Origin of the sequence: Phyllobacterium zundukense (assembly GCF_025452195.1) — a bacterium.
Taxonomy (GTDB): domain Bacteria; phylum Pseudomonadota; class Alphaproteobacteria; order Rhizobiales; family Rhizobiaceae; genus Phyllobacterium; species Phyllobacterium zundukense_A.
The window spans coordinates 826,664-839,611 of record NZ_CP104973.1; the positions used below are offsets into that span (position 1 = coordinate 826,664).

The following is a 12,948-nucleotide window of genomic DNA, read 5'->3' on the forward strand; positions in this document are numbered from 1 at the left end:
TTCTTCCTCCTGTATGGGATTTAGTTCACGACTTCATCGCTGACGACCCGCCAGTTGGGAAGTCCGTAGGGCCGGGGCCAAGGATATACTTCCTTGTCGTTGAAATAGACTACGGCGGTGAGTTGCGGAAATTCTGGATATTGTTTGGCGGCATTTTCGGCCCAGTTGTGTACGTAGCCAAAATCACCTTCGTATCCCAATTCAGCCACAACGACGGGTTTCCCAAAACCTGCGACCAAGCGATAGCCGGGCGCGAGTGCTTCAGCGAAAGTTCTTTCTTTTCCGAACTTGTCCTTATCGTACTGCTGCAGGCCAAACACCGACAGGCCAATGATATCGACGACATCGTTTCCGGGATAGAAAGCAGCGAGTCCTGGCTCTCCCTTGGGCGACCACATATATTTTGCCGACTTGTTGTGCTGACGGCATACTGTCACCATGCGCCGATAGGCTGAGGCATAATCGGCTGCTTTCCAATGCGACCAGGTGAACTGATTGTCGGTAGCGTCCATTTCCTGTGCCCAGCGGATAGTCACTTCGCTCTTGAGCCCGGCCGCGGCCGAGCAGACTGCAGCCATATTAGCATCGTACCTGCCTGCCAGAATGCCGCTGAGCAACTGTTCGGGTGACGACCTCCAGTCAAGTGCCCAAGACCACGGCTCGACCGTAATGAAAAGCTTTCGTCCGCGTTTCTGCGCATATTCATCGGCGATTGACAGCGACGACAGATCGACGTCTTCCCATGGAAGGAAAAGGTGCTCGATCTTCGAGTTCGGATCCGCGCTAAAGTCGCTATGCGGGTCATACGCGCCAAAGGTAACCGAGTTGGGGCCGATAATTGGCCGTTTATCGAAAGCATGAGCCGTATTTGGCTTCACATTGGCTGGTATGCCGCGTGGCACGCTTGCCGCAAGGACCGTTCCAGTTAACAGCAACGTTGCAAATGAAACTGCAATGGCTGTGCGTGTTTTGTTATTGTTCATTGTGTTTTCCTCTTGCTAGCATTCGTCAACGTGTTGCCTGCTAGTCTTTTTTGATTTTGAAGATCGGATTTTATTGTCCCTATGTCCGCAGACACGAGATTTTCTGCCACGAGCTTTTTGAACTCGTCGGTCTCAGTTGGCACGGCATGCCGGAAGATGTACCAAGACCCGGACGGTTCTTTCTTTTGGTAAATAGTTTCACCGGCACGCTTGTGACTGAAACAGCTCCTATTGGCATGAACCCCTGACATCGTGTGCCATTCGGCGTTAAGGCATAAACGGCCATCGTCAGTCACAATCCAACGGCCCTGTGCCCATGCAATTTTATCCCCGGCACCGGTACTTGCCGTGAAACGACGCTCCGCATCGTCAAAGCGACCGGCACCATCAGTCCAGGCCCAGGACTTGTCACGGTAAAGCATATAGAGTTCAACACCGGTCATAGGCTGCGCATCTGCGGAGGGGGAGACGCTCTCGCCCGCACGGGCAATATTCGTGAATGCAACAGCTGACAGACAGAACGACACGATCAAGGACCAGCGAAAGTATCCTTTGGCGCCGAGCTTTCGCTGCATTTGCGCCTTTGTCGGCGTTTCCCAATTGCCGAGCTCAAATTGGCCCGTTCGAGTTTTTCTCAGTTTCATTTTGTTCCGCTCTCCTTGAGCCCTTCTTCTTTTGAGAAGTTGTTAATCGGCGCTGCTGCGGGCAGCCAACGCGGCTTAAACGTCAAGGTGCGGAGCTCTCCACTTCCCACCCCGGCACCTGACACTGCGTACCTCGTTTCATAGAGTCTTAGTCTGCCGGCACCCCACCAAGAGCCTCCAGTCCTTCCTTTCCATGCTCAAAAGTTGCAAATCCTGGCAGGACGACGAGTGCAAGAAGGCTCGCGGCCATAGCGGGGCGATATGCTCTTGTTCGGATCCTGACGATATTTTCCCGGGCGTGTTGGACGACAATGGTCAGAAACAGAAGCGTATAGAGCACGGCATTGATGATCGCGAAGATATAGAACCCGCGCGTTTCCCCCGCGTTCTGCACCAGAAGAACCGGCAAGGTCGAAATGATCGACAGAATTCCGTAAGGCATGAGCACCCGCGAAGGCAATGGATCCACCTCAGACGCTCCCTTAGGGGTGATCCGGAAATCGACATGGGACCCCATGATCCGGTCGCGAACGGCAGCAACTGTTCCAGCGAGCGCCCAAGGCCAGCGCGCGAAGAGAAAAAACATTGTCTCCCAGCTCAGGATTTTAGCATCGAAGGGCCGGAATGAACCGCTCGAACGCCAACGATATGCCAATACCATCAGCGCGACAGAAAGCGGCGTGAAATGAGCGAGAAAGTCCGGATAGGTCACGGCGACAAAGTTCTGCTGACGCACCAACGCCAGGATCGGCATGAAGAACATCAAAGCCATGAAGAACGCGAACAGCGGATACCACAATTGAGAGAACAGAAATTGGAATTTCAGCTTCAGCGGCAATCGTGGAACGTAGATTGGCGAGTATTGCAAGAGCACCATGACGAGGCTGCGTGACCACTGGAATTCCTGCGTGACGAGGTCCGCGAATGTACGGGGCCCATCGCCATGTGCAATCGCGTCGAGTGCATGCACTCCGCGCCAGCCATAGGCATTCATAATCAGCGTCGTGGAGTGATCTTCGGCGAGCTCCGGCCCAAGACCTCCAATTTCCTTAAGCGCGGACGTGCGCACCGCGTAGTGCGATCCTATGCAGAGTGGAGCAAGGCCGTGATTGTAGCCAGCCTGAAGCGAACCATGCATACTGGCTTCGGCATAAAGCCTTCCGCGAGCAGACCAGCTCTCAGAGGCATTTTGATCACAAATGCTCGGCGCCGATACATAGCCGACATCTGGATCGGCAAACGGGCGCAACATCTCGACGAGGTAACCCGCCTCGGGAACATGATCGGCGTCAAGCTGCACCACAAAATCGTAGCGCTCGTAGCCGTAGTGATCGTAGAAGAAGGCAAGATTACCCTCCTTGCACCGCGTACGGCGCGGCCAGGTCGACAGGTGATAATCCGGCCGGTTCTTCCGCGTCGAAACGAAGACGCCGTGCTGCTTGCACCACCTTAATGTTTCCAATGTTGGATCTTCATCCGCGAGCCACACATCATGGGGGAACTCTTGAGCAAGCATGGCTTTCAAAGTCGTCGCCACTATGGAAAAGGGCTCGGAGGGCGCTTTCGTCACGACCATGGCAACCCGACTGTCAGTTGGCAGTCGAAGCCTACCGTTTGGCTTCCTGGCATGATAGAATATGGCCATGAAGTAGGCAGGCAACAGTGTTACCCACGCCAGAATTGCAGTAACAGAAACGAAGCCCCAAAAGTCGATATAATGCTCCGGCTGTAACCACCAGGACCAAAAATAGACAAGCAATGCCAGCCAGATGGCTGCGCCGACGAGGTATTCCCTTTTGCTGGATCCCGTCAGGACCGGTACCAGAAATGGCTCTTGCGCCACATTAATTTTGCTCGCCTCGCTCATGCACGCGACTCCAGTCCAAAGAAAGGAGCCGCGGTACGAACTATCGTTTCCAGATCGGAATATTCAGGTGTGAAGCCAAGTGTGCTGCGCGCAAAGGTCGGGTCCGCATAAAGTGCTGGTGGATCTCCGGCGCGTCTTGGATGCATTTCGATCGGCACTTTCCGTTTGGTGACGCGGCCGATGGTCTCGATAATTTCTCCAATAGACGAGCCGCGTCCTGTTCCAAGATTGACGGAAAGATTTTCGCCACCAGCAATCAGATGATCTAGCGCCTGCACATGTGCACGCGCCAGGTCGGTCACATGTATATAATCGCGGACACAGGTGCCATCATCAGTTGCGTAGTCGTCACCATAGACGCTCAGGTGTGGAATAGCTCCTCCAGCAGCAAGCAGTGCTCGCGGGATCAAATGTGTCTCGGGCTCATGCCACTCGCCGAGTTCGCCTTCAGGATCGGCACCGCAGGCGTTGAAATACCGCAGCGCCACGTATCTCAGCGCATAGGCCGCCGCATAATCTTGCAGAATTTGCTCCGCCATCAGCTTGGTCCTGCCGTACGGATTGATCGGCCGCTGCGGCGTTTCCTCGGTGATTGGAAGCGAGTCGGGAACACCATAGGTTGCGCAACTCGATGAAAAGATAATCTTGTCGATTTCCGCATGCCGGCAAGCATCTAGAAGCGACAATGTCCCTGCGACGTTATTGCGATAGTATTTCGCAGGATCTTCGACGGACTCCCCGACATAGGCAGATGCCGCAAAATGCACAACTGCGTCCGGTTTATACTGCGCGAAAGTCCGCGCCAGGTTACTCGTATCCAGGATATCGCCGTGCACGAAAGGTCCCCAGCGCACCGATGAGCGATTTCCGGTAACGAGATTGTCGAAAACAATCGGCTCGACTCCGTTCGCGTGCAATAGCTTGGCGGTATGACTGCCGATATAACCGGCGCCACCCGCAACAAGAACTCTCCGCGGAGACATTATGCGATCTCCGCGAGTTCATGTGCTTCCTCCGCAAGGAGACGATCGAAGTAATGGATCGTCTTCTCGAGACCGGTGGCAAGGGGCACCATGGGCTGCCATCCCAACTCGCGCTGAGCGAGCGAAATATCGGGGCGGCGCTGGCGCGGATCATCTGTCGGCAAGGGATTGCGAATGGTCTTCGAACGCGAACCGGTCATCTGAATTACCATCTCTGCTAGCTCGAGAATGGTAAATTCGACGGGATTTCCGAGATTGACCGGTCCGGTGAATGATGGCTCGGTTGCCATCAATTGCTGAAACCCATCGATAAGATCGTTGACGAAGCAGAAGGACCGCGTCTGCGAGCCATCACCATAAATGGTTATGTCCTGACCCTTCAGCGCCTGTACGATAAAGTTTGAGACGACACGGCCGTCGTCGGGACGCATGTGCGGTCCGTACGTGTTGAATATCCGAGCGACCTTGATCTCGACGTGGTGCTTCTTGTTAAAATCGAAGAACAGGGTTTCGGCGCTGCGCTTGCCTTCGTCGTAACAGGATCGCGGGCCGAATGAGTTCACGTTACCCCAGTAACCTTCAACCTGCGGGTGAACCAGTGGATCGCCGTAAATCTCGGAGGTTGAGGCCTGGAAAATTCGGGCGCCGGTACGTGCGGCCAGCTCCAGAAGATTGAGAGCGCCAAGAACGCAGGTCTTCATGGTGTGGACCGGATCGGCTTGGTAATGTGGAGGGGATGCCGGGCAGGCAAGATTGTAGATTTCATCCACCTCGATATCGATCGGATGGATGACGTCATGCTTCAAAACACTGAAGCGATCGAAATTGCGCAGATGGCGGATGTTGCGTTCGAGGCCCGTCGAGAAATTATCGACGCAGATGACGGTATGTCCCGCCTTGAGGAGTCGTTCGCAAAGATGCGACCCGAGAAAACCCGCGCCGCCGGTGACGAGAATGTGGCGAGGCCGTTGCTTTGACCGGACCACACGCACCTCGCCGAAGAGTGCATTGACATTTGGAAGGGAAGATAGCGGGCGCGTTGTTTTCATTGATCTGACCCCAAAAACTCGTTCTTCTTATCGATCAGCGGCGCCTGTTTTTTCTTAAATCCAACATGGAATTAGTTTTGACGCCGTCGTCGTTCTTGTTTTTGGTATACTTTCTCGCCTCTAGCCTGTCGTTAGATGCGCATCCGGGAACTTGCCGCTCCGTCCATATTTGCGATGGAAAGCCTAAATCGTGGGGAAAAAGGCGAGCCGAAGCTTACCGCGGCAAGGTGTGCGACGGTACACGTTGCCGGTGGAACGGGACTGGCAGCGTTGGGATCGCTCAGGTTCGATCAGGGCATCAGTGGCCGAGGGATCTAAGCCACTCGTCGAATGAATGCGCACTGTCGACGAATTCCGCTGGCGCCACCACGTGCGCAAAATATGGCGGCACCGCAACGCTGCGGGCCTCGCGCGGGCTGTAGCCGAATTCCTTGCTGAAGGCCCGGCTGAAATGGGCAGCGGACGTGAACCCCACTGCGGCGGCAATTTCTACGATTTGCTGTCGGTTGGCCGAGTTGCTCAATGCGGCATGGGCCGACAGCAGGCGCCGCTTTTGTATGTAATGGAGAACGCCGCCGCTAGGTTCAAACAATTGATACAGCCGCGTCCGCGATATTCCGAGTGCTCGGCACAAAGTGTCTGGCGTGAGATCGGATGAACTCAAATTGCCTTGCACGAAGCGGCGCACGCGCTCCATCAAAGCCAGGTTGCTCTGTGTGACAGAGCCAGACGATTCTGTGGACGATGAAATGCATGTCACGATCATGTCCCGGGTCGTCTGCACCACCTGCGGGAGATCCTTTGCCGCCAGGTTGGCAAGTTTTGCCTCGATGCCGTCCAGATATTCGATCAACAGTTTGGGATAATTGCCGGACAATGTCGTGTTGTTTTTGATGTCGTTGCCAACCGGCGTATCAGCGAATATGTCGCGAGGCAAATAAACCGAGAGGCTTTGTGAGGCCGTCGTACGGCCGCGAAATGGATGTCCCAAGGATCTGAATTCGACTCTCCCCGGCCCACCTTCACAAACTTGCCCATCAACTTCCGTCCATGTTCGCCCGGTTCGCAGTACCACGACATGCCAATGGTCAATTGTGTTTGATCGCAGCTTAGTGGAGGATCGCAGATAACTGTGAGGCGGAGCGTCCTGCTGCACAATAAGCATGCTGCCGAGGTTCCAAGCAATATGGTCGGCAGGGAAGCCGCTTTCTGGCGTTACGCCATCTGGCAACTTGATGTCGACAAGGGGTGCCAGATAGTTCTGCCAGGCGACGAATTGATCACTTGGTGCTAAATCTCGCGTGGAAAACTGCAACGGATGCAACACTGGTGATGAAGGCGCGGACGCGTCCTCCGGGACAGCAGGTTGTCTCGGCCAACGGCGTCGTTCGCCCTGCTCATGCAAGGCATTGCTGTCAGCATCGTCAGATTTTGCAACCAGACGTGGCCGCAATTTTCCTTTGTTGGAGTCCGGCAATACTTCCTCCTGACAACCGAAGTTTGTCTCTCCTGTCGTTCGACGAGTGAACCCCCATGCGTTAGCATTGCACTTCGAGGTTAATGTCCCTTGAAGATTGGGGGCTGTCGCAATCCGTTAGCGGCGTTGGGCGGATCAGTTCAGCCACCAACGTGCTTAGCGAGATTTTCGATTGAACTCAATCCAGCAGACCTGTCACCGAGGGCATAAAGTCCGCAGATAGCCTCGACCGGCCGGATAAAGACGTCGTTATTCGCGCTGATAATGAGACTTTTGCGGACGCTGGCTCGATGGATGCGGCTTTGTGCTATCCTTCAAACAAGCGGCCAGAACACCAGCAATGCGGGCACGGCTGTGAGCACGATGATCACCGAAAGTGGCAAGCCTAGCCGAGGATAGTCGCTGAATCTGTAGCCGCCCGGACCCATAACCAGCGTGTTGCACTGGTGGCCGATGGGTGTCAGGAAATCACAACCGGCGCCAATGGCCACCGCCATCAAAAAGGCCTCCGGTTTAAAGCCGAGGGTGCCGGCAAAGCTGGTTGCAATTGGCGCCATCACAAGCACCGTTGCGGCATTGTTCAGGAATGGGGTGACGGCCATCGCGGCCACCAGGATAAGCGTCAGTGCCCCGAACGGAGGCAGTTGATGCGCCACTTGGGTTAACCAATGTGCGATCAGTTCGGTGCCACCCGACGTCCTCAGGGCGTCGCTGACAGGTATAAGCGTTGCAAGCATTATCAGTATCGGGCCATCGATTGCTGTATAAACTTCGCCGAGCGGAATCGCACGGAATAGCACCATCGCGACCGCACCGGCAAAGAAGGCTATCGACACCGGCAACAGCCCGAACGCGGTCGATCCCATCGCGGCAAACAGAATGACGAGAGGAATAAGCCCGCGCCTGACACTGCCCAGCATGATGGTCCTCTTTGCCAGCGGCAGGCAGCCGAACTCGCGCAGCAATGTCGGCAGTACACTGCTCTGCCCCTGCAGCACGATGACGTCGCCGAACCGGAAGGTGATCTCACCCAGACGCTCCTTGATCCTTTCGCCATGGCGGCTGACGGCAAGCAGATTGACGTTGTAACGATCGAACATTGCAAGGCGCTGCGCTGATTTATCGATCAACGGTGAGTGTTGGCCGATCACTGCCTCAACGGCCTCGACCTCCGCCGACCGCTCCTTATCCAGCGGCGACCGGTCACGCGACAGTTTCAACTTTCCGGCCGTCACGATGGCGTCGAGCGCATGCGGGTTACCCTCCAGTACAAGCACATCACCTTCCACCAGTACGGAATCGGGAAGCGGTGTGACCCGGTGATCGGCACGCACGATAGACGTTACCATCGCCGCGCCCTCTGCCGGCTTCACCAAATCCATCACGGTCTTGCCGACCGCCGACGATCCCTTCGCTACAGCAGCTTCGGAGACGTAGTTGCGAATTTCGATCGCCTCGTCCACAGAAACCGTTTCGCGTGTCCGCTCCGGAACCAGCCGGTAAAACAACACCAGATAAATTATCCCGGCGGCGGCGAGTGTTGCTCCGACAGGAGTGAAATCGAACATCGAGAAGCTCTGACCAACCACTTCCGCGCGCACGCGGGAGACCACGATGTTCGGCGAGGTACCGATCTGCGTCATCAGGCCACCAATAAGGGCGCCAAATGCCATGGGCATCAGGAACACGGAAGCCGACACGTTCGATCGCCGCGCGAACTGGTAGGCAATGGGGATCATGATCGCCAGCGCGCCTATATTTTTCACAAAAGCCGACAACACGGTCACGATGATCACCAATATGGCTAGCTGCGCCCTTACCGACGACACCTGCGGCACAAACCGCTGCACCGCCGCCTCCATCAGCCCGGAACGCGCCACCCCGGCGCTGACAACGAGTGCACTGCCGACGATGATGACAATCTCGTCGCTGAAGCCGCTGAACGCCGCGTTAATGGGGACGACTCCAAGGGCGACCGCTGCGAGGAGCGAACACATCGCCACGATATCGTAGCGAACCCGGCCCCAAACGAATGCGGCCATCATCAGGCCTATTACCGTGAAGGCCAGGAATTGTTGTGTTGTCATGAGGTCTCCCGTTTCTCACCAAATTCCGATAAAGCAGGATCGTTCCCAGCTCAATGAGTTCATGGCTCATATAGATGTCTAAGCGGTAGCAAATGAAAAATCGGGAATACGTTTGATGACGCCTGTCGATTTGCACCTGTCAATGAGCGAGCAAACCTTCGTTGGTGGATGCATCTGCCCAGGCTACATTCAATGGACCATCGGGATAAGCAAAGTTAATGCCGATCTGTCATCCATCGAGGGGATACCGCCGTGCTTCCCAAAATATCCGCCACAATAGTGACGCCTTCAAATATCGATCACGCATTTCCCGCCAGAAGTTTTCTTGACTCTCTTCAATCTCCGGAACGAAACTAGAACTCGAAGCCATTGCTGGCGACTTCAGGCAGATAAACATGGTGGAGGGTCTTGCTGGGAGGTGGATATGGACGAAGCTCAGGAACAACTGCCGGTCAACGACATCGCGGCTAGATGGTCAGTCCCTCCGTTTCCAGCCACAACGGCGGAGTACATTACGGTATTGGCGCATTATCACCGCGCCGAGATGGGCCGCATGGCGGGTTGGCGCGACCGGATCGACCGGACAACCAACTGGGCCATCACAGGCGTTGCAGCAATGCTGTCTCTATCGTTATCGTCGCCGACCTCGCATCACGGCGTGCTCTTGTTTGCCATGGTGCTGGTGCAACTTCTGCTGGTCATCGAGGCGCGGCGTTATCGATTCTTCGACGTCTATCGCGGACGAGTGCGCCGGCTGGAGAAACACTATTTCGCTCAGGTCTTTGCACCCCTGCCGGAGTTGGATAGCGGCTGGGCGGGCTTACTCGGCCAAGATTTGCGCAAGCCGCAATTCCTGATTTCCATCCGAGCGGCGATGTCGCGGCGGCTGCGCCGTAATTATTTATGGATGTTCCTGGTGCTGCTTCTGGCTTGGGTATTGAAAATCTCGACGCCTAAATTGCAGGATGACGGGGTCACGCTCGATGTTGCGCGATCACTTCATGAGATCGTCGCAAACGCTGCATTCGGGCCGCTACCGGGTTGGCTCATATTGCTCGGAGTCATTATTTTCTACAGCTGGCTCGCCTACGCAGCGCTGCTCGCCGGCGACACTGACAAGAAGGAGCACGGCGAGGTTCATGTCTGATAGGGGACCAAAACAGAGCGCACTTGATCTTTGCGAAGATCGAGGCTCACCCAGACAATACGAAGCCGGAAGTCGTATGGAACATCGCGAAGGTTCTCCCTCTATTCCACGGCAGACTTCATCAGAGCAGAAACATTCGCGCCGCGATGTTCCGCAGGATGAACGACGGCCATCTGCGATCGCATTTCATGAAGCGAGGATTTCGTACTCCTTTGCGATCGGCGCGTGGACGACAGTGTAATCCTATAAATTGTTTCGTAGGACATGCCTGTGGTACCGAGGCTCCGCGTCAGTTTTCCCGGCCATGGGCTTGATTTGGCTATCTTTCGGTCCAATATGGCCAAATGTCCAAGCAACGTCCTCGTATGACTACAACTGCCTTCTTCTTTTCCCTCGGTCTTGTCGCCTGTGCCGCCGGCGATAATAATACCAATAGCGGTCGCTCTGTAGATCAATGCAATCCAATTGCGGCGCAGACACTCGTTGGAAGGTCGGGCGTAATGGACAGCGAGGCGAAGGTAATCACGGGAGCAGTTACCATACGCCGAATATCGCCCGGAGATATGGTTACGCAGGATTTCCGAAAGGACCGGCTGACGATGGAAGTTGACAGTCATGGTATCGTTATGCGAGCCGTCTGCGGCTAATATGCCTGACGCGGCTACGGCAGCAAGGACGGCTTGCGCGGCGTGGGAACGGTCAGGAAATCGGAATTCTTTGCTATTTTGACCTGCTGTTATCGTTCGACTTTATTGTACCGAACCGTTGCACCGTGTTGTAGCGTAAATTCCTGATTTCCACGGTGCCATCTTCTAGTACGGTGTAAATAACTTCCCCGTTCTTGGCTGTAGCGGTTTCACCGGGCTTTCCCTCACCTCTGATGATCTTGTTGATGGTTACGAGTTGCGATGCACTGTCCTCCACGGCAAATGCAAATTGGGAATGCAAACCGATAGTCAGGACCAAAGCAAGAAGACCCGTTGTTGGTCTGTTCATGATCATTCCTTAAGCAGAGTTAGCAGAACACAAAGCGTAATAATCTAACTCAATTGATGTTCTCTTCCGGAGCTTGAAGCTCGCAGTCAATCATAAAATAGATACGAATAACGGTTGCCGCCAACTCGAGCTGCGCGTTGGAGATGCAGAGCATGAACTTTCATTCGCGTGAGGCAACTCCTGGGGAAAATTCCTTGACCGGGCGCAAGAAGGTGGTCCCGATCGCGGTAAGGAACCGAGGCCCGCTTTCGCATTGGTGGTTTTAACCACCTCCACGTCACTGGATCGAAAGTGACTGGTATTGGGCTGGCTACCATGAGCGATCTCATTTGCTCGCGCACCAGCGCATTGCGAACCAGCCGTTGGCAGCGCCGCCAATTTCAAGCCTGTTCGTACTCACAAAATCGTGGTGGAGCATGGGTTAATGCTATCGTTTCGAATGGTTCCATTGCAACCCTTTGGCCAATGAACCGTTCGCTACTCGAAAAAGCGGCGCCAAGGGAGGAAATCATGGAGGCAAGCGTAAGAAAGCTCTTCGACCGATACGAACGCTTTTTCAGACAATCCCTTAGCGGCGACATGGACATGGATGAGATCGCATCGCTGTATGCCTCCGACTTCATAGCGGCCTCGCCTGGAGGGGTCATGACCGGAAAGAATGACGACCAACTCAAGCAAGTCATGGCGCAAGGTTATAGGCACTATCGGGCGATAGGGACGAAGGAGATGCGGATACGCAATGTCCGTTTCTCGCCTATAGATGACCATCATTGCGTCGCCCATGTTGCCTGGACGGCAACCTATGTCCGCAAGAATCACTCGAACGTAGCGATAGATTTCGATGTTCACTACTTTGTCCAGGAGCTGGGCGGAGAGCCGAAAGTTTTCGGCTGGGTGTCAGGCGATGAAGAAGCACTGCTAAGGAAACACGGCATCATCTGAATGCACTGGCGTGGCGTTCTGACTGCTAGAAATAGTTCGAGCGCGACGTGTCGGAATCTCGCTTAGCAAATCGTCCTCAAGACGGACAAGCTATGGAGAACAGCGATGACCATTACAATTACCGCGTTTGAACAATCGCCCGATGGCGGGAAGGGTCTGGCGCGTGACATGCGGGTTCGCTGGGCGCTTGAAGAAGTGGGCCAACCTTACGACGTTCGTCTTCTATCGTTTAGCGCGTTGAAGGAGCCCGAGCATCTCGCGCTTCATCCTTTCGGACAGATTCCGACCTATGAAGAAGGCGACCTGGCCCTGTTCGAGTCGGGGGCAATCGTGTTCCATATCGCGGAGCACCATGCGGGCCTGCTGCCAGACGATGCGACGGCTCGGGCGCGCGCGATTACATGGATGTTTGCCGCACTCTCCACGATGGAGCCGCCGATCGTTGATCGCGAAGTTGCCGAATACCTGGAGGGCAATGAGAGCTGGTATGAGCAGCGCCTCTCTGGCGTCGAGGAACGTATACGTACGCGGCTGAGTGAACTTTCCAGTCGGCTTGGCCATGCGGACTGGCTTGACGGCGCGTTCAGCGCCGGAGATCTGCTAATGGTACTGGTACTCCGCAGGCTGGACGGATCCGGCATACTGAACGACTATCCGAACCTTTCTGCCTATGTCGCCCGCGGCGAAGCCCGGCCCGCATACAAGCGCGCTTATGATGCTCAGTCGGCAGTTTTCACCGCCGCATCGTCTGGCTGAAAAAGACTCCACTTGGG

Annotated in this window: 11 protein-coding genes and 1 pseudogene; 4 read left to right on the top strand and 8 right to left on the bottom strand. The window is 55.2% G+C overall.

Features of this window, described 5'->3' with window-relative positions; translation table 11 throughout:
- Positions 1 to 20: 20 nt before the first annotated feature.
- The 7 genes and pseudogenes from N8E88_RS16415 to N8E88_RS16445 form a co-directional block, all read right to left on the bottom strand.
- Positions 21 to 983: a glycoside hydrolase family 26 protein gene (locus N8E88_RS16415; protein ID WP_262294603.1), complete on the bottom strand. Its 963-nt coding sequence runs from the start codon at positions 981 to 983 to the stop codon at positions 21 to 23.
- Positions 980 to 1,627, bottom strand: coding sequence for a DUF995 domain-containing protein (locus tag N8E88_RS16420; protein WP_262294604.1), 648 nt, complete (start codon positions 1,625 to 1,627; stop codon positions 980 to 982). Before N8E88_RS16420 ends, N8E88_RS16415 begins: the two co-directional genes overlap by 4 nt.
- A pseudogene (locus N8E88_RS16425) lies at positions 1,624 to 3,494 on the bottom strand (glycosyltransferase family 2 protein). Before N8E88_RS16425 ends, N8E88_RS16420 begins: the two are co-directional and overlap by 4 nt.
- On the bottom strand, positions 3,491 to 4,477 hold the full coding sequence (galE, locus tag N8E88_RS16430) for a UDP-glucose 4-epimerase GalE (RefSeq protein ID WP_262294605.1): 987 nt from the start codon (positions 4,475 to 4,477) through the stop codon (positions 3,491 to 3,493). The pseudogene N8E88_RS16425 and the gene galE overlap by 4 nt, the downstream one beginning before the upstream one ends.
- Positions 4,477 to 5,526 carry a UDP-glucuronic acid decarboxylase family protein gene (locus tag N8E88_RS16435; RefSeq protein ID WP_262294606.1) on the bottom strand — a complete coding sequence of 350 codons (1,050 nt, stop codon included), beginning with the start codon at positions 5,524 to 5,526 and terminating at the stop codon, positions 4,477 to 4,479. Before N8E88_RS16435 ends, galE begins: the two co-directional genes overlap by 1 nt.
- Before the next feature lie 298 nt (positions 5,527 to 5,824).
- Positions 5,825 to 6,517 (bottom strand): helix-turn-helix domain-containing protein, encoded by a 693-nt coding sequence (locus tag N8E88_RS31555; protein ID WP_315975292.1) that lies wholly within the window; start codon positions 6,515 to 6,517, stop codon positions 5,825 to 5,827.
- Between the two features lie 800 nt (positions 6,518 to 7,317).
- Positions 7,318 to 9,090: an SLC13 family permease gene (locus N8E88_RS16445; protein ID WP_262294607.1), complete on the bottom strand. Its 1,773-nt coding sequence runs from the start codon at positions 9,088 to 9,090 to the stop codon at positions 7,318 to 7,320.
- 424 nt (positions 9,091 to 9,514) lie between these two features.
- Between N8E88_RS16445 and N8E88_RS16450 the strand changes: the two genes are divergently transcribed.
- Both N8E88_RS16450 and N8E88_RS16455 read left to right on the top strand, forming a co-directional pair.
- The gene (locus tag N8E88_RS16450; RefSeq protein WP_262294608.1) at positions 9,515 to 10,237 is read left to right on the top strand and encodes a DUF2270 domain-containing protein; all 723 of its coding nucleotides are present in this window, start codon (positions 9,515 to 9,517) and stop codon (positions 10,235 to 10,237) included.
- Between the two features lie 365 nt (positions 10,238 to 10,602).
- The gene (locus N8E88_RS16455) at positions 10,603 to 10,884 is read left to right on the top strand and encodes an I78 family peptidase inhibitor (protein WP_262294609.1); all 282 of its coding nucleotides are present in this window, start codon (positions 10,603 to 10,605) and stop codon (positions 10,882 to 10,884) included.
- A gap of 73 nt (positions 10,885 to 10,957) precedes the next feature.
- Here the strand turns inward: N8E88_RS16455 and N8E88_RS16460 are convergent, their stop codons facing one another.
- Complete coding sequence (locus N8E88_RS16460; protein WP_262294610.1) at positions 10,958 to 11,233, bottom strand: hypothetical protein; 276 nt, start codon at positions 11,231 to 11,233, stop codon at positions 10,958 to 10,960.
- 510 nt (positions 11,234 to 11,743) lie between these two features.
- Here N8E88_RS16460 and N8E88_RS16465 point away from each other — a divergent pair.
- Positions 11,744 to 12,175 (top strand): DUF6841 family protein, encoded by a 432-nt coding sequence (locus N8E88_RS16465; RefSeq protein ID WP_262294611.1) that lies wholly within the window; start codon positions 11,744 to 11,746, stop codon positions 12,173 to 12,175.
- A 105-nt stretch (positions 12,176 to 12,280) separates the two neighbouring features.
- Positions 12,281 to 12,931: a glutathione S-transferase family protein gene (locus tag N8E88_RS16470; RefSeq protein WP_262294612.1), complete on the top strand. Its 651-nt coding sequence runs from the start codon at positions 12,281 to 12,283 to the stop codon at positions 12,929 to 12,931.
- Positions 12,932 to 12,948: the final 17 nt, after the last annotated feature.

Coding starts and splice junctions, on each gene's coding strand:
- N8E88_RS16415 (WP_262294603.1), bottom strand. CDS start 983: ATGAACAATAACAAAACACGCACAGCCATTGCAGTTTCATTTGCAACG.
- N8E88_RS16420 (WP_262294604.1), bottom strand. CDS start 1,627: ATGAAACTGAGAAAAACTCGAACGGGCCAATTTGAGCTCGGCAATTGG.
- galE (WP_262294605.1), bottom strand. CDS start 4,477: ATGTCTCCGCGGAGAGTTCTTGTTGCGGGTGGCGCCGGTTATATCGGC.
- N8E88_RS16435 (WP_262294606.1), bottom strand. CDS start 5,526: ATGAAAACAACGCGCCCGCTATCTTCCCTTCCAAATGTCAATGCACTC.
- N8E88_RS16445 (WP_262294607.1), bottom strand. CDS start 9,090: ATGACAACACAACAATTCCTGGCCTTCACGGTAATAGGCCTGATGATG.
- N8E88_RS16450 (WP_262294608.1), top strand. CDS start 9,515: ATGGACGAAGCTCAGGAACAACTGCCGGTCAACGACATCGCGGCTAGA.
- N8E88_RS16455 (WP_262294609.1), top strand. CDS start 10,603: ATGACTACAACTGCCTTCTTCTTTTCCCTCGGTCTTGTCGCCTGTGCC.
- N8E88_RS16460 (WP_262294610.1), bottom strand. CDS start 11,233: ATGAACAGACCAACAACGGGTCTTCTTGCTTTGGTCCTGACTATCGGT.
- N8E88_RS16465 (WP_262294611.1), top strand. CDS start 11,744: ATGGAGGCAAGCGTAAGAAAGCTCTTCGACCGATACGAACGCTTTTTC.
- N8E88_RS16470 (WP_262294612.1), top strand. CDS start 12,281: ATGACCATTACAATTACCGCGTTTGAACAATCGCCCGATGGCGGGAAG.